The sequence below is a fragment of the Mesorhizobium sp. M0768 genome, from assembly GCF_040320195.1.
In the GTDB taxonomy this organism is placed as follows: Bacteria; Pseudomonadota; Alphaproteobacteria; order Rhizobiales; family Rhizobiaceae; genus Mesorhizobium.
The window spans coordinates 80444-100342 of sequence record NZ_JAMYPD010000019.1; the positions used below are offsets into that span (position 1 = coordinate 80444).

The 19899-nt window shown below is 61.9% G+C and carries 16 protein-coding genes and 1 tRNA gene; 8 read left to right on the top strand and 9 right to left on the bottom strand.

Features of this window, described 5'->3' with window-relative positions:
* Window positions 1-4: 4 nt before the first annotated feature.
* Together NKI08_RS22425 and NKI08_RS22430 are read right to left on the bottom strand one after the other, a co-directional pair.
* Window positions 5-3091, bottom strand: a complete 3087-nt coding sequence (locus NKI08_RS22425) for an efflux RND transporter permease subunit (RefSeq protein WP_352772167.1) — start codon at window positions 3089-3091, stop codon at window positions 5-7.
* The gene (locus NKI08_RS22430; protein ID WP_502899655.1) at window positions 3088-4383 is read right to left on the bottom strand and encodes an efflux RND transporter periplasmic adaptor subunit; all 1296 of its coding nucleotides are present in this window, start codon (window positions 4381-4383) and stop codon (window positions 3088-3090) included. Before NKI08_RS22430 ends, NKI08_RS22425 begins: the two co-directional genes overlap by 4 nt.
* A gap of 131 nt (window positions 4384-4514) precedes the next feature.
* On the opposite strand from NKI08_RS22430, the gene NKI08_RS22435 reads away from it, so the two are divergent.
* The 5 genes from NKI08_RS22435 (at window position 4515) to NKI08_RS22455 (ending at window position 9245) form a co-directional block, all read left to right on the top strand.
* Window positions 4515-5051 (top strand): TetR/AcrR family transcriptional regulator, encoded by a 537-nt coding sequence (locus NKI08_RS22435; RefSeq protein WP_352683701.1) that lies wholly within the window; start codon window positions 4515-4517, stop codon window positions 5049-5051.
* A 194-nt stretch (window positions 5052-5245) separates the two neighbouring features.
* Window positions 5246-5890 carry a carbonic anhydrase gene (locus NKI08_RS22440; protein ID WP_352480025.1) on the top strand — a complete coding sequence of 215 codons (645 nt, stop codon included), beginning with the start codon at window positions 5246-5248 and terminating at the stop codon, window positions 5888-5890.
* 13 nt (window positions 5891-5903) lie between these two features.
* The gene (locus NKI08_RS22445) at window positions 5904-6311 is read left to right on the top strand and encodes a nuclear transport factor 2 family protein (protein ID WP_352772231.1); all 408 of its coding nucleotides are present in this window, start codon (window positions 5904-5906) and stop codon (window positions 6309-6311) included.
* Between the two features lie 198 nt (window positions 6312-6509).
* Window positions 6510-7019, top strand: a complete 510-nt coding sequence (locus NKI08_RS22450) for a hypothetical protein (protein ID WP_352772172.1) — start codon at window positions 6510-6512, stop codon at window positions 7017-7019.
* Between the two features lie 171 nt (window positions 7020-7190).
* Complete coding sequence (locus tag NKI08_RS22455; protein WP_352772234.1) at window positions 7191-9245, top strand: M3 family metallopeptidase; 2055 nt, start codon at window positions 7191-7193, stop codon at window positions 9243-9245.
* Between the two features lie 379 nt (window positions 9246-9624).
* Here NKI08_RS22455 and NKI08_RS22460 read toward each other — a convergent pair whose 3' ends face one another.
* From NKI08_RS22460 to NKI08_RS22475, 4 genes are all read right to left on the bottom strand, one after another.
* Window positions 9625-10962, bottom strand: coding sequence for an LGFP repeat-containing protein (locus tag NKI08_RS22460; RefSeq protein WP_352772175.1), 1338 nt, complete (start codon window positions 10960-10962; stop codon window positions 9625-9627).
* Between the two features lie 223 nt (window positions 10963-11185).
* Window positions 11186-14398 carry an AfsR/SARP family transcriptional regulator gene (locus NKI08_RS22465; protein ID WP_352772178.1) on the bottom strand — a complete coding sequence of 1071 codons (3213 nt, stop codon included), beginning with the start codon at window positions 14396-14398 and terminating at the stop codon, window positions 11186-11188.
* Window positions 14399-14518: 120 nt separating this feature from the next.
* Complete coding sequence (locus tag NKI08_RS22470; protein WP_352772180.1) at window positions 14519-14977, bottom strand: hypothetical protein; 459 nt, start codon at window positions 14975-14977, stop codon at window positions 14519-14521.
* Window positions 14978-15220: 243 nt separating this feature from the next.
* Window positions 15221-15296 (bottom strand) — tRNA-Ala (locus NKI08_RS22475).
* A gap of 166 nt (window positions 15297-15462) precedes the next feature.
* Here NKI08_RS22475 and NKI08_RS22480 point away from each other — a divergent pair.
* The 3 genes from NKI08_RS22480 to NKI08_RS22490 all read left to right on the top strand — a co-directional run bounded on the left by NKI08_RS22480 (window position 15463) and on the right by NKI08_RS22490 (window position 16981).
* Window positions 15463-15765, top strand: coding sequence for a YggT family protein (locus NKI08_RS22480; RefSeq protein WP_292657287.1), 303 nt, complete (start codon window positions 15463-15465; stop codon window positions 15763-15765).
* Window positions 15762-16094 carry a DUF167 family protein gene (locus tag NKI08_RS22485; RefSeq protein ID WP_352772182.1) on the top strand — a complete coding sequence of 111 codons (333 nt, stop codon included), beginning with the start codon at window positions 15762-15764 and terminating at the stop codon, window positions 16092-16094. The genes NKI08_RS22480 and NKI08_RS22485 overlap by 4 nt, the downstream gene beginning before the upstream one ends.
* Before the next feature lie 173 nt (window positions 16095-16267).
* The gene (locus NKI08_RS22490; RefSeq protein ID WP_352540883.1) at window positions 16268-16981 is read left to right on the top strand and encodes a haloacid dehalogenase type II; all 714 of its coding nucleotides are present in this window, start codon (window positions 16268-16270) and stop codon (window positions 16979-16981) included.
* A gap of 16 nt (window positions 16982-16997) precedes the next feature.
* Here NKI08_RS22490 and NKI08_RS22495 read toward each other — a convergent pair whose 3' ends face one another.
* From NKI08_RS22495 to NKI08_RS22505, 3 genes are read right to left on the bottom strand one after another with little or no spacing between them, the layout of a single operon-like run.
* The gene (locus NKI08_RS22495) at window positions 16998-17966 is read right to left on the bottom strand and encodes an ABC transporter ATP-binding protein (protein ID WP_352540882.1); all 969 of its coding nucleotides are present in this window, start codon (window positions 17964-17966) and stop codon (window positions 16998-17000) included.
* Window positions 17966-18976, bottom strand: a complete 1011-nt coding sequence (locus NKI08_RS22500; RefSeq protein ID WP_352540952.1) for an ABC transporter ATP-binding protein — start codon at window positions 18974-18976, stop codon at window positions 17966-17968. The genes NKI08_RS22495 and NKI08_RS22500 overlap by 1 nt, the downstream gene beginning before the upstream one ends.
* A complete protein-coding gene (locus NKI08_RS22505) occupies window positions 18973-19890 on the bottom strand; it encodes a dihydrodipicolinate synthase family protein (RefSeq protein ID WP_352540881.1) in 918 nt (305 codons plus the stop codon). The genes NKI08_RS22500 and NKI08_RS22505 overlap by 4 nt, the downstream gene beginning before the upstream one ends.
* Window positions 19891-19899: the final 9 nt, after the last annotated feature.

A 19899-nucleotide genomic window follows, 5' to 3' on the forward strand; every position in this document is an offset into this window, starting at 1 on the left:
CAGCCTAATCCGGCATTACCGGCATCAGCTTCGGATCCGGCTTTTCGGCGTGATGCGGCAGGTCCTTGCTGGCGATGAAGGTGTAGAACATCGGCACCACGAACAGCGTGAACATGGTTCCGACCAGGATGCCGGTGAAGATCACCAGGCCCATCGAATAGCGTGCCGCGGCACCCGCGCCGCTGGAGATGATCAGCGGCACCACGCCGAGCGCCATCGCCGCCGTCGTCATCAGGATCGGCCGCAGCCGCACCCTGGCCGACGCGATGATCGCATCGCGCCGCCGCATGCCGTGCATTTCACGCTGCTGGTTGGCGAACTCGACCAGAAGGATGCCGTGCTTGGTGATCAGGCCGATCAGCGTGATCAAGCCGACCTGGGTGTAGATGTTGAGCGTGCCGAGCCCGACATTAAGCGGCACGATCGCGCCGAAGATCGACAGCGGCACCGCCATCATGATGATCAGCGGATCGCGGAAACTTTCGAATTGCGCCGCCAGCACCAGATAGATGACGAGCACCGCCGCCGCGAAGGCGATGATGATCGTGTAGCCCTGTTCCTTCTCCTGCCGCGATTGACCGGTATAGTCGATGAAGAAGGTGTCGGGCAGGCTTTGCTTGGCAATGTCCTCGATCGCCTGTAGCCCATCCCCGGTGGTGATGCCGGGCCGCGGCAAGGCAGAGATCGTCGCCGAGTTGAGCTGGTTGAACTGCTCGATGGCGGCCGGCGACGCGTTGGTCGAGATCTTCACCACCGCCGAGAGCGGCACCATCTCGCCCGATACGCTGCGCACGAAATACTCGCCCAGTTTTTCAGGGTTGTCGCGAAAGCTCTGCGGCACCTGCGGGATGATGTCGTAGCTGTTGGATTCGCGGTCGAATTGCGCCACTTCGGCGCCACCGACCAGGAGCGTCAGCGTCCGGCCGATGTCGGCTATCGGCAGGTTGAGCGCGGCGGCGCGGTCGCGGTCGATCGTCACCGTCACTTGCGGCGCGTCGAAGGTCATCGAATTCTGCACGACGATGAAGCGGCCGGAGGCCTGCGCCTTGTTCTTGATGTCTTCGGCCGCCTCGTACACCTGCGAGGCGTCGCCGGTCGAGCGCACGACCATCGTTATCGGCAGGCCGCCGCCGGAGCCGGGCAGCGTCGGCGGCGCGAAGACGAAAGCTTCGACGCCCGCCACCTTGCTCAGGCGGCCCGTAATGTCTTGCTGGATTTCCTTCGAGTTGCGCGTGCGGTCAGCCCAGTCCTTGAACGCAAAGCCGACGAAAGCGCTGTTCGTCTGGCCACCACCGAAGGCGACCGCCGAGAACTGTGCCCGCGTCTCAGGCAGATCCTTGACCAGGCCGAGTATCTGATTGACGTAGGTTTCGGTATAGTCCGACGTCGCGTACCGCGGCGCGGTCACCAGCGAAAGCAGGAAACCCTGGTCCTCTTCCGGCGCCAGTTCGCTCGCGGTCTTGGTGAACATGAAACCGGTCGTGGCGACCAGCGCGAGGACGATCATCAGCGTCACCGGGCGATAGTTCAACGAACCGGTGACGAGCCGCTCATAGATGTGTTCGACGCGCCCGAACGTATTGTCGACAATGCGCTGGAAGCGGCTGTGCGAGGCGGACCTCAGGATACGTGCCGACATCATCGGTGTGATGGTGAGGGCGACGACACCCGAAAGCACCACCGAGCCGGCAAGCGTCACCGCGAATTCGCGAAATAGTGCGCCTGTCAGGCCGCCGGTGAAGGCCAGCGGCGCGAACACGGCGGCCAATGTTATCGTCATGGCGACGACGGCGGACGAGATCTCGCGCATGCCGTTGAACGCCGCCTGCATCGGCGACAAGCCGTCTTCCTCCATGTGGCGGTGGATGTTTTCCACCACCACGATGGCATCGTCGACGACAAGTCCGATCGCCAGCACCATGGCCAGCAGCGACAAAAGATTGATCGAATAGCCCACCGAAAACAGCAGGAAACAGACACCGATCAGCGACAGCGGAATGGTCACGATCGGCATCAGCACCGAGCGGAACGAGCCGAGGAAGAGCAGGATAACAACGATGACGATGGCGACCGCCTCGCCGATGGTCTTGAACACCTCCTCGATCGACGCACTGATCTGCTCGGTTGAATCGTAGACGATCTCCATCGTCATGCCGAGCGGCAGCGTCTCCTGGATGGTCGGCACAATCTTGTGGATTGCCGCCGCGGTGGTCAGCGGATTGGCGGCCGGCGTCGGAAAGATAGCGAGAAAGATGCCGGGCTTGCCGTTGAAGCTGACCCTGGTGTCGGTGTTCGCCGCGGCGAGTTCGACGCGGGCCACGTCGCGCAATCTCACCACATTGCCGTCCTTCGACCGGAGTGGAAGGGCGGCGAAAGCCTCCGGGGTCTGCAGCGTAGAGCGAACGGTGATCGAAGAAACCACATATTCGTTTTCGGTGTCGCCGGGCGCGGAAAGGAAATTCGATTCGTTGATGGCGGCCAGCACTTCCGCCGCGGTCACGCCGCGCGCCGCCAGTTTGATCGGGTCGATCCAGACCCGCATCGAATATTCGGCTGCGCCGAAGATCTGCACGTCGGCGACGCCTTCGACCGTCGAGATACGCGGCCGCACGACGCGCTCGATATATTCGGTGAGCTGTTCCGGCGTCATGTTCGGGTTCTGCATCGAGATGTACATCATCGCGAACTGCTGGCCGGTGCCCTTGACGATCACCGGGTCTTTGGTTTCGTCCGGTAGATCGCCGCGAACGCTCTGAACCTTCGACAAGACTTCGTTCAGCGCGACGTCGGGGTCGGAGCCGAGCTTCATCTGCACTGTCACGGTGCTGGAGGACGGCCGGCTCGACGACGTGACATAATCGATGTTTTCGGTCGAAGCGACGGCACGCGCGATCGGCGCGGAAATGAACCCCTGGATCAGGTCGGCACTGGCGCCGGGATAGGCCGTGGTGATGGTGATGGCCGTTTCTTCAACCTCTGGATACTGCCGGATCGAAAGGTTGAAGATTCCCTGAAAACCCAGAAGCAGGATCATGCAGGCAAGCACGGTCGAAAGGACCGGGCGGCGGATGAAGAGGTCGGAAAAGCTCATTGCTGGGCTGCCTGCTGGTTCCCTGGCTTGCTCGGATCGATCGTGTTGTCGACGGCAACGGACATGCCGTTGGAGAGCCGGTTCTGGCCGGCGGTAACGACTTCGTCGCCGGGCGCGATGCCCTCCAGAATCTCAACCAGGCCGGCGTTGCGGCGGCCGGGCTTGACGAACACCTGGGCGAGCACGAGCTGCGGCTTCTGTTCTTCCGCTGCCGGCTTGGCTTCCTCTGCCGGTTTGGCTGGGGTAGCAGCCGGCTTTTCGTCGGGTTTTGCCGCGGGTGCTTCGGCCGCGGGCTTGGCAGCATCCGCAGCCGGCTTTTCTTCCGGCTTTGCCTCGGGCGCCGCGCCGTTGGCTTCGGCGGATTTGGCCGGGCGCACCACGAAGACGAAGTCGCCGTACAGGCTGGAAGTCAGCGCCGTCTGCGGCAGCGCCAGCACGTCGTTCTCCGCGGGCAGTTCGACGCGCACCTGGACGAACTGGCCGGGCGTCAGCTTGCCTTCGGGATTGCCGACCTCCGCCCTCACGGTCACCAGCCGGCTGGTCGGGTCGATCTTCGGATCGATGCCGCGGATGCTGCCGGTGAACGGCATGTCGCCGCCGCCGACGCCCAACCGCACCGTCTGTCCGATCTTCAGCTGCGGAAGCTGCTGCTCCGGTACGGTGAAATCGACACGCATCGTATCCATGTCCTGCAAGGTCACCACGGCGGTGCCGGGTGTGAGATACTGGCCAAGGTCGATTTTCGGAATACCGACGGTACCCTTGAAAGGGGCCGTCAACTGCTTTTGGTCGAGCACCGCTTGCAGCTTGTTTACCTGCGCGGCGGAGACCGATGCCGCTGCCTGCGCCGTGTCGAGCGTAGCGTCGGTGCCGACCCCGCGCTTCTGCAGCTCAAGAGCGCGCATCAGCGTCGTCTGGTCGGAGGTGGCTTGCGCCTTCGATGCCACGAGGTCGGCTCGCTCGACTTCATCGTCGAGCTGCAGCAGCACGGCGTTGGCGGCGACCTTCTGATTGGCATGGAACAGGATGTCCTTGACGATGCCAGCAGTTTCGACGGTGAGGTCGACGCCGCGTACGGCACTGACAGTGCCGATCGCCTCGATGCCGGGCGTCCAGGACATCGGTTTGACTATGACCGTCGACACGGTCGCGGCCGGCGGCTTCATGGTGGCGAAGAACTGTTTGATCGCATTGTCGCGAAACAGGTTGAAGCCGACGATGCCGCCGCACACCAGCACGAGCAGAATGAAGGCGATGATGAAGCGCTTGATCACGAACAGTCCCTCGGCCACGGCCCAGCATAACGGTCGGATGACCGGAACACATACCTGTGCCTGGTCCCAATTTCAAATGACGGCGATCTTACTGTACCGTCTGGACGGTCTTGTCAATTCCGCCTAAGCTAATGAATGGGGAACGCTTGATGAAGGCCCGCAGAGCAAACTCGCGCGAGAAGATCCTCGCCGCCGCCGCCGCCGTGGCGCGCGAGACGGGTCCTGGCAGCCTGTCGCTGGATGCGGTCGCCAGCCGTGCCGGCGTGTCGAAGGGCGGTCTTCTCTACAATTTCCCGACCAAGGCGAAATTGATGCAGGCGCTGGTGGAGGATTACCTGCGCGCCTTCGAGCAGGCCCTGGAGTCCGCCCGCACGGCCGGCGTCAACGGCGAAAGCCCGCTTGCAACTTACATCAAGCTGTCGGCCGAGCATGCCGAGGAATCGAAACCGTCGGCATCCTGGATATTTTCGGCGATTGCCGAGGATCCCGATTTCCTGACGCCGATAAAATCGTTCAGGCGGCAGCTATTCGAGCGGCTGAAGCAGGAGACGCCGAACCTCAAGGCGCTGCTGGTCTGCTATCTCGCCATCGAAGGGCTGCGCAGCATGAACCTGTTCGATTCGGACATTCTCTCCGCCGAAGAGCGCCGGCTGCTGATATCGACCCTGCTGGACATCGCGGAATAGTCGAACCGCCAATCTGCGGTTCTGAGGCCGATTAATGGCGGCGTTCGTTCACCCGTGTCAAAACACGGGCTGGTACGTCGAAACCACGCCATCCCGCTTTCCGAAAATCGGTTCCGATTTTCGGGCCGATGCGCTAGAGCCTTTCGGGATTGAACCGAGCTGCCTTCAACCCGGAAAGGCTCCCACCGCTGCCCATGCCCCATCTTCCCGAGCATCTTCTCACCGGCTACCGCAGTTTCATGAGCGGTCGCTATCTCACCGAAAGCGGCCGTTATCGCTCGCTGGCGCGGGAGGGCCAGGCACCGGAAACGATGATCGTCGCCTGCTGCGATTCGCGGGCCGCGCCCGAAGCGATCTTCGATGCCGGGCCCGGCGAGCTGTTCGTGCTGCGCAATGTCGGCAATCTGGTGCCGCCCTATGCGCCCGACGATCAGTTCCACTCGACATCGGCGGCGCTCGAATTTGCCGTGCAGAGCCTCAAGGTCAAGAACATCGTGGTGATGGGCCACGGCCGCTGCGGCGGCATCCGCGCGGCACTTGACACCACGGCCGCACCCTTGTCGCCGGGCGATTTCATCGGCAAGTGGATGAGCCTGATCGCGCCCGCGGCCGAGACCGTATCGTCGAGCACCTTCATGACCGCGACCGAGCGCCAGACGGCGTTGGAGCGCATCTCGATCCGCTATTCCATCGCCAATCTGCGTACCTTCCCTTGCGTCTCGATCCTCGAAGGCAAGGGGCGGCTATCGCTGCACGGCGCCTGGTTCGACATCTCGACCGGCGAGCTTTGGGTGATGAACAAGGACACAGGCGATTTCGAGCGACCGGAGACGGAGTAGGAGGTGAGGCATGATGCGAGCTCGGGACGCGTTCGCGGCGGCGGCACTGCTGTGCTCGGCAAATGTCGCCCGTGCCGACGATAGCGCGATCATCGATCGCTGGTATTCGGCACTGCTCGTCGCCGACCGCACCGAATTGTCGGATCTGCTCGCCGACAACGTCCGCATCAAGCTCGACGACCTCGGCGTCGTGCAAAGCAGGCAGGAATTCATCGCCTCGATCGCCGAGTGGCAAGGCGCCGTCGCCGGGGCCGAAATCCGCCATCGGATCAAGAAATCGGAGGGCGGCGTCACCACTGTCATCGCCTGCTATGATTTTCCCAGCAACGACATGCTGATGCAGGAGACCTTTGCGGTCGCCAACGACCAGATCACCGCCAGTTCGCAGGCCGCAATCGCCGAAAACTGCGACGGCTACTGACGAAATTTGGTCTTGAGCTTCTCGGGGGATAGGCGCTGGAATTGCCGGCGTCAATTCGGACCTGTCCACGTCACGTGGTTACGCAGGTGGGAACGCCAATGCGACAAGCCATGCGGTCAATCCACTCACAACGACGGTCGCGCCCTGCAAAAGTGCACTATTATCGGAATTCGAAATCTTATGTGTTGGAGGGCAATGATGGGCAAGCAATTCAATCTTTTCCTGTCGCACAGAGATGAAATCGTTTTCAACCATGCCTTGTCCAAGGGTGTTGAGAATATAGTATTCGTCAAGCCGTCCATCGAAGATGGCGATACCCCCATTTTTTGGGAGCCCATCCGAGAAGAAGAACGGTCTTTTAAAAACAGAAGAGTTCTGATATCGTCAAAGGATTTTTTAAACAACATAGTCCTTGAGCGTGACGCTGAAAATAAATGTTTGCAAGTTAGTTCAAGATTATCTCCGGTAATTGAATATGATATAAATCTGTGGCGCGGCGATGTAATGTTGCCTGGCAGAATGTACTATAATTTAGACTGGGCGGAAGGCGATGTGAGGAAAGCATACGACGCATACTTTAGTCGTGTGTTCAAGCTGTCTAAATCTAACCTAAATAAAATTAGAAATAGTCACGGAAGCGTCATCTATCTCGGAAACGAAATGATGCCTGAATTTTACAACGAGACCATGGATTTTAGATTATTATAGATGGGAATTACCGTTACAGTGCACTTTTTGCTGCACTGCGCGCGAGTGGGCATTCTGGTTCGCATACGAGTCGTGGGCACGCATCGGCGTTAACCAGGCGTGCTGTTGCGCGCAACGGGCCGGCGCCTTACATCGGTGACGATCCGCTTCTCCCGCCCACCCAGCGAAAGTTTGCCCATGCCGTCAACCGTCGACCTCGCCGCCCATCCGCTGACCGCATGGCAAGGGCCGCTCGGCCTGCCCGATTTCACGCGCATCGGCGACGGCGATTTTTCTCCGGTCTTCGACGCGGCCCTGAAGGCGCATGAGGCCGAGATCGAGGCGATTGCCGGCAACACCGGGACGCCGACGATCGAAAACACGCTTGCCTCGCTCGAGCTTGCCGGCGAGGCGCTCGACCATGTCTCCTCGATCTTCTGGTGCCGCGCCGGCGCCCACACCAATGAGGCGATCCAGGCGCTGGAGCGCGACATCTCGCCAAAAATGTCGCGGCATTACTCGGCGATTTCGATGAATGAGCGACTGTTTGCCCGCATCGACGATCTCTATCAGCGCCGCGAGGCTTTGAAGCTCGATGCCGAAACGCTGCGGGTTTTGGAAAAGACCTGGAAAAACTTCGTCCGCTCCGGCGCCAGGCTCGACGCCGAAGGCAAGAAGCGGCTTGCATCGATTAACGAGGAGTTGTCGTCGCTCGGCACCAATTTCGGCCAGAACGTGCTTGCCGACGAGCGCGACTGGGCGTTGTTCCTCGACGAGGCCGACCTGGCCGGCCTGCCGGAATTCCTGAAAAGCTCGATGGCGGAAGCCGCCGAGATGCGCGGCCAGAAGGGCCACTACGCCGTCACTTTGTCGCGTTCGATCTACGAGCCGTTCTCGACCTTCTCAGAACGCCGCGACCTGCGCGAGACAGCGTTCCGCGCCTTCATCATGCGAGGCCAGAATGGCGGCGCTACCGACAACACGGAAGTGGTGCGCGACATGCTGCGCCTGCGCGCCGAGAAGGCGAAGCTGCTCGGCTATCCTTCCTATGCCGCATTGAAGCTCGACGATACCATGGCCAAGACGCCGGAGGCGGTGCACGCGCTGCTCGATCCGGTCTGGGAAAAGGCGGTGGAAAAGGCCGCAAGCGACCAGGCCGAATTGCAGCGGCTGGCGGCCGAGGCCGGCAGCAACGAGAAATTCGCTGCCTGGGACTGGCGCTTCTATCAGGAGAAGCTGCGCGCAGAGAAATTCGCCTTCGACGAGGCCGAGCTGAAGCCGTATCTGCAGCTAGACCGCATCATCGACGCCTGTTTCGACGTGGCAACACGATTGTTCGGCATTTCTTTCGAAGAAAAGAAGGGCATTGCCACCTGGCATCCGGACGCCCGTGTTTTCGTGGTGAAGAATGCCGACGGCAGCGAGCGCGGCCTGTTCCTCGCCGATTATTTCGCGCGACCCTCGAAGCGCTCCGGCGCATGGATGAGCGCGCTGAAATCCGGCTACAAGCTAGGCGATGGCTCCAAGCCGGTCATCTACAACATCATGAATTTCGCCAAGCCGCCGGCCGGCGAGGCAGCCTTGCTGTCGGTCGACGAGGCCAAGACCCTGTTCCACGAATTCGGTCACGCGCTGCACGGCATGCTGACCGACGTTACCTGGCCATCGGTCGCTGGCACCTCGGTCAGCCGCGATTTCGTCGAGCTGCCGTCGCAGCTCTATGAACACTGGCTGACGGTGCCGGCGGTGCTGGAAAAGCATGCGCTGCATATTAAGACCGGCAAGCCGATGCCAAAGGCGCTGGTCGACAAGATGCTGGCGGCACGCACTTTCGGCGCCGGCTTCGCCACCGTCGAGTTCACCGCCTCGGCGTTGGTCGACATGGCCTACCACGCCCGGCCGGATGCACCGGAACAGGCGCTTCGTTTCGAAGCCGAGACGCTCGAAAAGCTCGACATGCCTGACACCATTGCCATGCGTCACCGCACCCCGCATTTCGGCCATATCTTCGCCGGCGATGGCTATTCTGCCGGCTATTACTCCTACATGTGGTCGGAAGTGCTTGACGCCGACGCGTTCGCCGCCTTCGAGGAAACAGGCGATCCCTTCAATCCGGCGCTGGCCGAGCGGCTGCGCAAGAACATCTACGCCGCCGGCGGTTCAAAGGACCCGGAAGAACTCTACACCGCCTTCCGCGGCAAGATGCCTTCCCCGGAAGCGATGATGGCCAAGCGCGGGCTGGTGTGATGCATGCCCGCTCTTGTCACCGTTCTCTTTCCATCCTGATTGATCTCGGCTGTCATGGCGGCGGGTTGCGCACCGCCTGATCCGGTTTCCGCCGGTCCCGTTCGGCCTCGTTGGCTGCGGCCGCGTCGTTGAGGTGACCGCACTTAATGCGGTCTCCATCGTTCGGGCCGAAGGAGCCGCGTTCATGGCGGCGCTACGGGCTGTGCGGGGTTAGGCAACGACAGCTTGCCCGCTATGCTGATCGGCCGCTGCCGCATCCGGACCGCACCTTGCGACGACCGCTACGGAAACTCTCAGTCGCGAAGTGGCAGCCCCGCCAATGGAAGGCGGGGCTGGTAAGTTTGATTGTCTCGGCGAAGGTTTTGCCGAGGCGATTGGCCTAGGCAGGCACAAAGCCAAAATAGGCTTTGTAGGAAGCCCCATCGCCGGAAATCAGGGGCGTTTCCACCTTGAATCCAATCCCGCTGAAGGTGGTATTGTTCGTGCGTGCAGCGAGCAACACCATCTGCTTTGCGGAGATGGTTACTGTCGCGCTCCCGATCCTGTCATCGCCCCAATCGAAGAGATCGCTGATCGCGCCGCCGATCGATGGCATCAAGGATCCCAGGGCCGGGCCGGCTATCGCGGCAATGATAGGTCCTGCCACCGGAATGAGGCCCAAAGCGAGCGTGCCCGCCGTATGGACGCCCATGACGATCTTCTGCACCTCGTCCTTGTATTTGTTGGGGTCGCCAAAATCGTTTTCCATCAGCACCGTGCCGATATTGATGCCGTAAGGCTTGCCTCGATAGATTTCCATAAGGTCGGGTCTCGTATCTCCGGCATCGACATCGCCATAGACCTGGCTGCGCTTGGTGTCGGCGATCTGCGGCGTTGTCACGCTGACGATGACATAGGGTTCGTCCGCACTCGATCCCTGATCCCAGTCGGTCTCGCCGAAGCAATGGAGGCCGGTATAGTGGACGACGACATCTCGAAGGTCGATCGCGTCGGTGTCGGGCCACCAGTATATGCCGCCGTTTTCAAACAGATTGGCACGGCCACCATCGGCAAATTCGGTCTCGTCGGTCGTGGGATATCCCAGATATGACTGTTCCCAGCCCAGGCTCTCCCACTTCTTGCGGATGTCACCGTACACCACGTTGGCTCCTGTGTTCGGTGTCCAGTAGATCGAGCCGGCATTGGCAAAATGGTTGTAGCGCCCGACGCCGTCGGGAGTTCCGGTTTCGTCGGTGACCGGATAGCCGAGAACCGAGCGCTCCCAGCCCATTGCTGCCCATTTGCCGCGAATTGCCCCCCAAATCGCTTGAGCACCGGTATTCGGTGTCCAGTAGATCGAAGCGGTATTGTTGTTGAAGTGATTGTATCGGCCGACGCCGTCGGGAGTTCCGGTTTCGTCGGTGCAGGGAATGCCCCATGCGAGACCGCCAAGCGCAATCCACTTCCTGTAGATTTCGCCATGGATCTCAAAGGCGTCGTGCATGGCATCGTTGTAACAAATGCATGAGCCGTTCTTGAGATACCAGGCTTTTCCAGTGTCCTTCCTGTCGATCTCGGCGAAGCCGGCGCCTCCAAGGGAGTTGTACTTTTGCTGTATGACAGCTTCGGGCGAGAGGAGCGACCAAGGCCCGATCCTGAGCTGGTCGGAAAGTCTTGTGGCTCCAGCGCGGATGGTGCCGGCACGCACTCTCGAAGTTGCTCTGGCAGTATACGGCATGACCTTTTCCTTCCTGTGAGTGTTGGTATCGGGGGCTTCAGGCCTCCGGCGATCGGTTTTGATCGACGGGCCGAGATTCCCAGACCGCGACTTACGGACGGCTTACAGAGTTCCGAGCTGCGCCAGAGCAATTCCAGGAAAAGTGTGGAACGGTTTTCCGTCCGGAATTGCGCAAAAATAAAGAGATAGAGCGGTTCGGCGTTTCCGTGAAACGATGACCGGTCTAGAGAAGCGGGCGCACGAGCGAACGCAGCAAAGGCGAGGGCTCGTCATCGCCGGTCGAAGCGAGCGCGCGTTCATAGCGCCGGTAATCCTCGATGGCGCCGGCATGGTCGTTTCTGGAGAGGCTCTCCTGGATGAGCGTGCCATGGAGTTTGGCCGATTCCGGGTAGAAATCGAGCGCACGCCGGCACGCTTGGCGTGCCCGATCTGCGTTGCCTTGGCTCTGCCAGTGTTTGGCGACCCGCACGGCAAGCTCGACCAACCCGTCCCGCACCCGGTCGGCCGCGGCGTTCGACCAAGCGGGCGTCGGGCCATTCGAGAAAAGCGGGCCGACAAAGCCTTCCAGCAGTTTCTCCTGCTCCTCGATTGCGCTGTCTCTTTGGCCCGACAGAACGGGTTTCAGCCGGTCTTCCCAATCCTGCAGATCGATCCAGACCTTGTCGGCAGCGAGCCGCAAACGGCCCTCTCTCAGCGTTACGAGCTCGCCTTGCCCGAGCAATTTGCGCAGACGATGCAGCGCCTGCTCCAAGGCCGCTTTGGCCTGGTCGCCGTCGAGGTCGGGCCAGAGCCAATCCTGCAGGGTTTCCACCGAACAGACCTGATCCCTCGACAGGCAGATAATGCGCAATATGTCGAGAGCGCGGGTAGGTTTGGCACCGGGCGCGACCTCGGCACCATCGATCTCGAGGCGGAAGCCTCCCATCAAGTGGATCCTGAGCGGCCAAGGCCACTGGACGGGTCGGCCAGCGGGCGGGACCAGATATCGCGCCCGAACGACGCGGCGGCAGAGATCGACGTCGATCTTTCGCTCCAGCGCATCGGCGACCAGATCGGCCAATAGGTCCGGCAGGTTGAGCAGGATTGCGGAGGGGTTGACCTGGCGCAACACCTCCATGAATTCAGCCAGACGAGTGCCATAGGACGCGCCGCCTTTCCACTTCTGCTCCAGGGCCCGAGCGGCCAGAATGTTGAGTTCGACCCGCTGGCGAGGGCCGCCGCTCAGCCTTTCGACGATCTCCTGGAGTAGCGCAATGGCCTCCGCTGGACGCCGATCGGCCAGCAGGACCTGGTATTTGGTGACGTAATGCGGCCAGCGTTCGATCATCGGCTCATTCGCCCGCTCGATCGCATCCATGAAGGCATCGCAGTCGAGATAAGCCTTGACGAAGTCGCCGTTGCGCGTGTGCATCGCCGCGTGGCAGTCGGCGACTACAGCGACCTGGGTTGTGAACCTGCTGTCCGCGATCTCGCCCAGCCGGGAGACGAGCGCATTGAATTCCGAGAACCTGTTGTGAAGCTTCATCAGCAATTGAAGCTGATAGAGCGCGCTGAACTCGACGCCCCGTAAGGCGTGCTGCTCGCCTATCGCCGTTGCGCGTCGCAACGCATCCTCGGCCGAGGCATAGACAAAACCGCGCCGCGAATAGGGGAAGTAACGGCCGCTGGCCGAGCCAAAGGACACCAGCCACATGCCGAGCACCAGCGGCGGGATATCCGGATGTTCGAGATCGGCGGCAACGCTGTCCACGGCATTGGCAAAAATGTCGCGCTGCCCCGACGAGGTCGCGTAGTCGATGAGCGCTTCGCTTGCCAGCAGGCGCAACTCGACCGAATCCTCGATCGGCAGATGTGTCAGGCGCTGCTGGATATCATTCACGAGGCGCTTCGCGTCATGGGCGTCGAATTCGCCAGGTTCGGCGAAATCGACGGCCCGCAGGATGCCGAGCCTGACCATCATGAGTTCCTCCGGATCCAACTCCGGCAATCCCCTGGCAAGAAGCTGTGAGGCTCGGCGCGTCCAATCCGCCAGCCCCTCATGCGTACGCCAACTGGCGGTCTTGACCACGACCGCCCGCGCGACCGTCAGGCATTGGCCGCGCATGTCGGTGTTCTCGAATGCTTGCCATGCCTTGGAGAAGTGCGGTTCGGCCTTCGCATCGTCCGATGCGAAGGCGACGCCCAGCCAATAATGGACCCACCCGTCCATCTGGTCGGGGGGCAGCCTGTTGCACCATTCGACGAAGCTGGCCCTGCGCCCTTGCGTGAGAACGCCGTTAGCGCACTCCAGAATGAGCTGGCGTGCCAGCGGCCAGGCGCCCGCCTGCAACGCCAGCACGATTGCCGCGTCGGTTTTGTCTGCCTCGTGCAGGACCTTTGCTGCCTGCTCGCGCAGCCTGGAACGGTCCGCTTCCGTCACGCGCCGGTCCAGTAGGCCGGCAAGGTATTCGCGCAACAAGTCATGCAGCTGGAAGGCGGCGCCGCCCGGACCGTCGCGCGTGATCAGCAGCTGGCGATGCTGCAGCCGCACCAGCAGGCGAGCAGCCTGCGGCGAGCCCAGGAACGCATCGGCAAGCTCCGTGCTGATCTCCGGCAGAACGTTGAGCCTGATAAGCAGATCCTGGTCCTCCGGCGCGATGTCGCGCAGGAAATAACGTCCGACAATCTCCCGAAGGCCGGCGCCCCCGGCAAGGCCGGTCTGCGAAAGCGGGTAGTACATTCCGGCGTTGGCCAGCAGGAGAAGGCCCACCGCCCAGCCGCGCGCCTCCGAAATGTCGCCGACCTCGGACGGCGATTGCGAGCGGGCGGTGACGAGGTTGCGAGCCTCCCCAGGCGAAAACTCCAGCAGCGTTTGGTTGAGCACCGGCAACTGTCCCGACAGCACGAGGTCGGCGACGTCGCCCTCAGGCAGCATCCGCGATGTGCAGATGCAGCGGACAGTGTTGGGGCGTTCGCGCAACAGGATCGCCAGCGTCCGGCGAAAGCCTGGCGCATCGGCACGATGCAGATCGTCGAGGACCAGGATCGTGCCCGGATCAAGCCGCGAGAAATAGGTGCGGAAGAACAGCCGCGCGAAATCGCCGGAATTGTCGGCATATTCCGGACCAAAGACCGGCATGCCGGCATGCCTGCCGTCGAGCGACAGCGTCAGATAGTGGAAAAGGCGCGCAACGTCCTGGTCCTCGGTGTCGACCCGATACCAGTTGTACGCCGATTCGCCTTGCTTCAGCCCGCCTTGTTCCCGCCCGCCGTGTTCCAGAAAGTCGATCACCGCGGTGGTCTTGCCGTATCCACCAGGCGCAGCCAGCCAGCATGCACCGCTGTCGAGGGCCTGCGACAGCAGCGCCACTACGCGCGGACGGCTGACAATTCCCACTGGCCGTGGTGCCGAGAGCTTTGCTATCTCGCGCGGCGCGTCCCGGAGGGATTTATCCATTGTGAGGACTCTCGCAGCGCAGTCGCCTCGCGAAAACAGGTAATCGGTTCGCCCGCAACAACAAATCGCCGGCCGGCGTTGTGCTCGCCTGACGTGCCGTGCTCGCCGGCAAGGTCGCGGTTATCCCTTGTGCGACATGATATGCGAAACCCCGACACTCACGTCGGCGGTGTGTCTTGCCATCACTGCGTTCATTCGCATTGCAATCGTCGCATAGCCGTTTCGTTCGTGGTCGGTAACTTCCGAGGGCTTGAAGAGCCAAGGAAGGGGTGCAACCTGCGCGTCGGCGAAATTGGCCGGCAGGTTCGATGGCAAGGCCTTTTTCCCTAAAGGCAGCTCTAGCCCAAGGTCGCTAAATTCCTCCTCGAGACTGGCGTGCAGATGAGAAAGGACCACATAGATCGCCAGCTTTGATCTAGTCCTTTCTGTGTTGTTTTGATTGTATTCTTGAAGAACCTCATCGAACGATGGCGATACGTCGCTTTCCGCAGCGGTAGCTCGTGTTGCAACAGCGCCGGCCAGGGCAGTCGCTGCCATTCCTGTAAGACCTACAAAATCACGCCTTGTCGTGCTGGTCATGGTGAATTCCCCTCGGTTTTGAAGACGGACCAAGTCTGGCAAGGACGAGGCGCAGTGGCAATAGGCCGCATAAGCTACTGGTGTAGAGGGTCTTTACGTCGCCGATGTGAATCCACCCGGCAACGATAGTGCCAAGCCGCCAGCAGGCCTGCAATGCGTTCGCGAGCTTCGTCTGAGAGACGCCGCGAATCCAAGGAGGATTTCCTTGGAATTCATCCAGGCAAAGGGTCGGAAAAAATCCGCTGGTGGAGCTGAGGAGGATCGAACTCCTGACCTCGTCATTGCGAACGACGCGCTCTCCCAGCTGAGCTACAGCCCCGTCCAGCGGATGGGGCTTTTATCGGCCGCTGCGGTTTCCTGTCAAGGCTGCGCTTGCTGCCGAAATGCCGCTCGGCCGTTCGTCCCGCTTCGCCATGCGGCGGAAGGCGGCTCTTGCCGCTTTCACCTACAGTGGCTACATGTCGGGCGTTCGCAAGGAGCAACCGATGATCGCAGTCTTTTATACGCTGCATGCCGCGATTAATATCTATTGGTACATTGTGATTGGTGCGGCTATCTTCTCGTGGCTTTACGCCTTCAACGTCGTCAACTCGCGCAACCAGCTTGTCGACTCTATCGGCAACATGCTTTATCGGCTGACCGAGCCGGCATTGCGGCCGATCCGCCGCGTCCTCCCGGACCTTGGCGGGATCGATATCTCGCCGATCATCCTGTTGCTTGCGCTGACATTTATCAGCGTGTTCCTAGACACGACCGTTCAGCCGATGTTCGGTATCGGATCGATGTGAGTCACGGGACGAACCGTTTCTTTCGACTTCGCGCCGAGGGCATCGACCTGTTCGTCCGGCTGACGCCGAAAGCGGCGATGGACAGGCTGGAGGGCATCGAAACATCGGTGGATGGGCAAAGCTATCTAAAAGCCCGCGTCCGCGCCGTGCCGGAAAACGGAGCCGCCAATCGAGCGCTGGAAAGGCTGGTTGCCAAGGCGCTTGGCGTGCCGGCATCGGGCGTCTCGATCGCCGCCGGCGGCACCGCTCGGCTGAAGACGCTGCGCGTGCTTGGCGATCCCGCGGCGCTGGCGAAACGCATCGATACGCTGGGCACGCCTGCGCCATGATCTCGGCTCGCTCACTTACCCCGCAAAAAAAGGCCGGGCTGCAAAGCCCGGCCAGATGTGAAGGTCTAAAACCTTCAGAGGGGAACGCGCCGGACGAATGGGAGGAAACATCCGACGCGCATTGCATATGGGTTGGCGTCGGCGACGTTTCAATGAGGTCGGAGGAAAGCTCAATGACCACTACTCGAGTTCTATTCTTCGATGTTCTGGGAACCGTCGTTGACTGGCGCAGCGGTATCGCAAGGGAGGCCGGCGCCTTCCTCGCGCGAGTTGGTGCAGAGCAGGTCGATCCCGGTGAATTCGCCGATGCGTGGGCGTCGCGCTATGACGCCTCGACCGAGGCGGTGCGGACGGGGCAGCGGCCTTTCGTGTCACTTGACGTAATCAACAGGGAGAATCTGGACGCCACCCTCGTCCAGTTCGGGCTGGCCCCATCCGAGCTGCCGACCGCCGAACTTGAGGAACTCAACCTCGCCTGGCACCGGCTGGAGCCGTGGCCCGATTCGCTGAAAGGCCTTGCGAGGCTAAAGGAACGCTTCATCATCGTGCCCTTATCAGGGGCCAATACCCGGCTGTTGCTGGATATGGCCAAGCGCGCCGGCCTGCCTTGGGACACCGTCCTTGGCTCGGATGTGTTCGGCACCTACAAGCCTGCGCCGCAGGCTTATCTCCGCGCCGTGGAGATCCTGGGGGTGCGACCTGCGGAGGCCGTGTTGGTCGCCGCGCACAATGACGACCTGGCTGCGGCACGAAGGTGCGGTATCGGAACCGCCTTTGTTGCTCGGCCAAAAGAGCATGGCCCGGCGCAGACGACCGATCTCTCGCCTCTTGAGAGCTGGGACTTTGTGGCCGACGACCTTGTCCATCTCGCCCAAGTTCTCCCGTAGGCCGAGGGCAGAAAACCTAAGCGATGTCGTCGCGAATGCAGGCCTTCAGATGGCCCTCGGCTGTCGCCCTCAGCGGCGGCACAGCCCCGGCGCAAGCTTCCAGCGCGAACGGGCAACGGGTTCGGAAAACGCAGCCCGACGGCGGGTTTGCCGGGCTTGGAATATCGCCCTTGAGCACCTGCCGGCCTTGCCTGGCCAGCGGGTCGAGCCACGGAATGGCCGACAGCAGCGCGCGCGTGTAGGGATGCTGCGGCCGGGCATAAAGCTCGGCCGCCGGCGCAACCTCCATGATGCGCCCGAGATAGAGCACGATGACCGTATCGCAGATGTACTCGACGACAGCCAGATCGTGCGAAATGAACAGCATGGTCAGGCCGAGCCGGAGCTGCAGGTCGCGCAACAGATTGATGATTTGCGCCTGGATCGAGACGTCGAGTGCCGAGACCGGCTCGTCGGCAACGATGAATTCCGGCTCGAGCGTCAGCGCCCGGGCGATGCCGATGCGCTGGCGCTGGCCGCCCGAAAATTCATGGGCGTAGCGGTCATAGGCGTCGACCGGCAACTCGACCGCGGCAAGTGCCTTCTCGGCCTTCGCCCGCCGCTCGGACTTCTTGCCGATGCCTTGAATGTCCAGGCCTTCGGTGAGGATCTGCCCGATCGTCATGCGCGGCGACAGGCTGGCGAAGGGATCCTGGAAAATATACTGCATCTTGCGGCGCTGGCGGCGCAACTGGGCGGCACCCAGCCTGGTGATGTCGGTGCCGTCATATTTGATTTGGCCGGATGTCGGCTCGATCAGACGCAGCACCGAGCGGCCGATCGTCGTCTTGCCGGAGCCGGATTCGCCGACCAGGCCGACCACCTGGCCACGCCCGATATCGAAAGAAATATCCTCCAACGCCCTTACGACGGGTCCGCGCGAGAACGCTGTCGGCGCAAAATGCTTGGTCAGGTTTTTGACAGCGAGGAAAGGGGCGTCGGCCATCAGAGCTCCTCCCAACGCAGGCAGCGGCTTTGCTGGGTCGGCGTCGCCCCAAACAATGGAGGGACCGCAGCGCGGCAGGCAGCGATAGCCATCGGGCAACGCGGCGCGAAGGAACAGCCCTTGGGCAGCAAGGCGAGCGACGGAACATTTCCGGCAATGGTCGGCAGCGGCGTTCCCGCCGCCTTCAGCGCCGTGGCCTGGCCGAGCCGCGGCACCGAGCGCATCAACCCTGCCGTATAGGGATGACGCGGACGGGCGAACACTTCGCTCACCGGACCTGTTTCGACGATACGCCCGGCATACATCACCGCCACCCGGTCGGCGATTTCGGCGACGACGCCGAGATTGTGGGTGACGAACAGGATGCCCATGCCGCGCTGCGCCTGCAGGTCGGCCAAAAGATCGAGGATCTGGGCCTGGATGGTGACGTCCAATGCGGTTGTCGGCTCGTCGGCGATCAGCAAGCCTGGATCGCAGGACAGGGCCATGGCTATGGTAGCGCGCTGGCGCATCCCGCCCGAAAGTTCGTGCGGATATTGCCGCGCCCGCCGCTTCGGATCGGGAATGCCGACCTGTTCCAGCAGCCGCACCGCATCTGCTTCTGCCTCGCGGTGCGATTTGCCGAGATGGATGCGGATCGGTTCGGCGATCTGCTCGCCGATCGTGTAGACCGGGTTGAGGCTGGTCATCGGCTCCTGGAACACCATGCCGATCTCATTGCCGCGTATCTTGCGCAGCGACTCGGCATCGAGGCTGGTCAGCTCGGTAACCGTGCCGTTCTTGCGCCGCAGCGCGATCGACCCCTCGGCGATATGTCCGACCCTCTTTGGCAACAGGCCGATAATCGACAGGCTGGTGACAGATTTGCCGGACCCGGATTCGCCGACAAGCGCCACCGTCTCGCCGGAGCCGATCGTCAGGTCGACATCCCTTACCGCCGCGATGTCGCGCCCCGCGACGCGGAACACCGCGCGCAGGCCGGAAATCGAGAGGATCGGCATGGCGCTCAGCGGAGCAGCCCCACATCGCGAAGGATCATGTCGATCTTTGCGGTTTCCTCGTCGTTCAGGCTGCGCTGCGGCCGCGCCATGGTGTTCGACCCGATGATGCCGAGGCTCTTCATCGCCGCCTTGAAGGCGCCGACGCCGGCCGAGCCGGCGCTGGTCCTGCCGAGCGAGATCCAGACGATCTCGAACAGTTTCAGCAACCGCTCCTGCTCCAGGCGGGCTTCGGCATGCTGGCCCGCCTGCGTCAGCTTCCACAGCCTGACATAACCATGCGGGTCGACATTGGCGAGCCCCGGCACGACGCCATGCGCACCCATCGCCAGCACGCTGTCGACCAGGATCTCGGAGCCGGTCATGCCGAAGAAGCCGGGGTCGTCGGCCATGTCCTTGAGCACGTAACGCAGATTGCCGTCGTCGCCGCTGGAATCCTTGATGCCCGCGATGGCGCCTTCCCTGGCGAGGCCGACCGTGGTCTTGCGCTCCAGCTTGACGTGGACACAGACCGGGATGTCGTAGGCGATGACCGGAATGTCGATCGCATCCTTGATATAGCGGAAGTGGTCGCCGATCTCCGGCTGGCTGGTGCGGGTATAAAACGGCGCGGTGACGACGATGGCGTCGGCGCCGGCCGATCTGGCGATCCGGGCGTGGTTGATGACGCGGTCGGTCGTCGGGTCGATGACCCCGGCGAAGATCGGAACCCGGCCGTTATTGACCTTGACCGCGTGCTCGAGGACGGCCCTGCGGCCCGCCTCGTCGTGGAAGACCACCTCGCTGGTCGAACCGAGCACGAACAGCCCGTGAACACCGCCGTCGAGCAGGTTCTCGATGGTGCGGGTGAACGACGGAAAGTCGATGCTGAAATCGGCATTGAGCGGGGTGACGACAGGTGGCACGACGCCGGTAAACAGGGGCATTTTGATAAA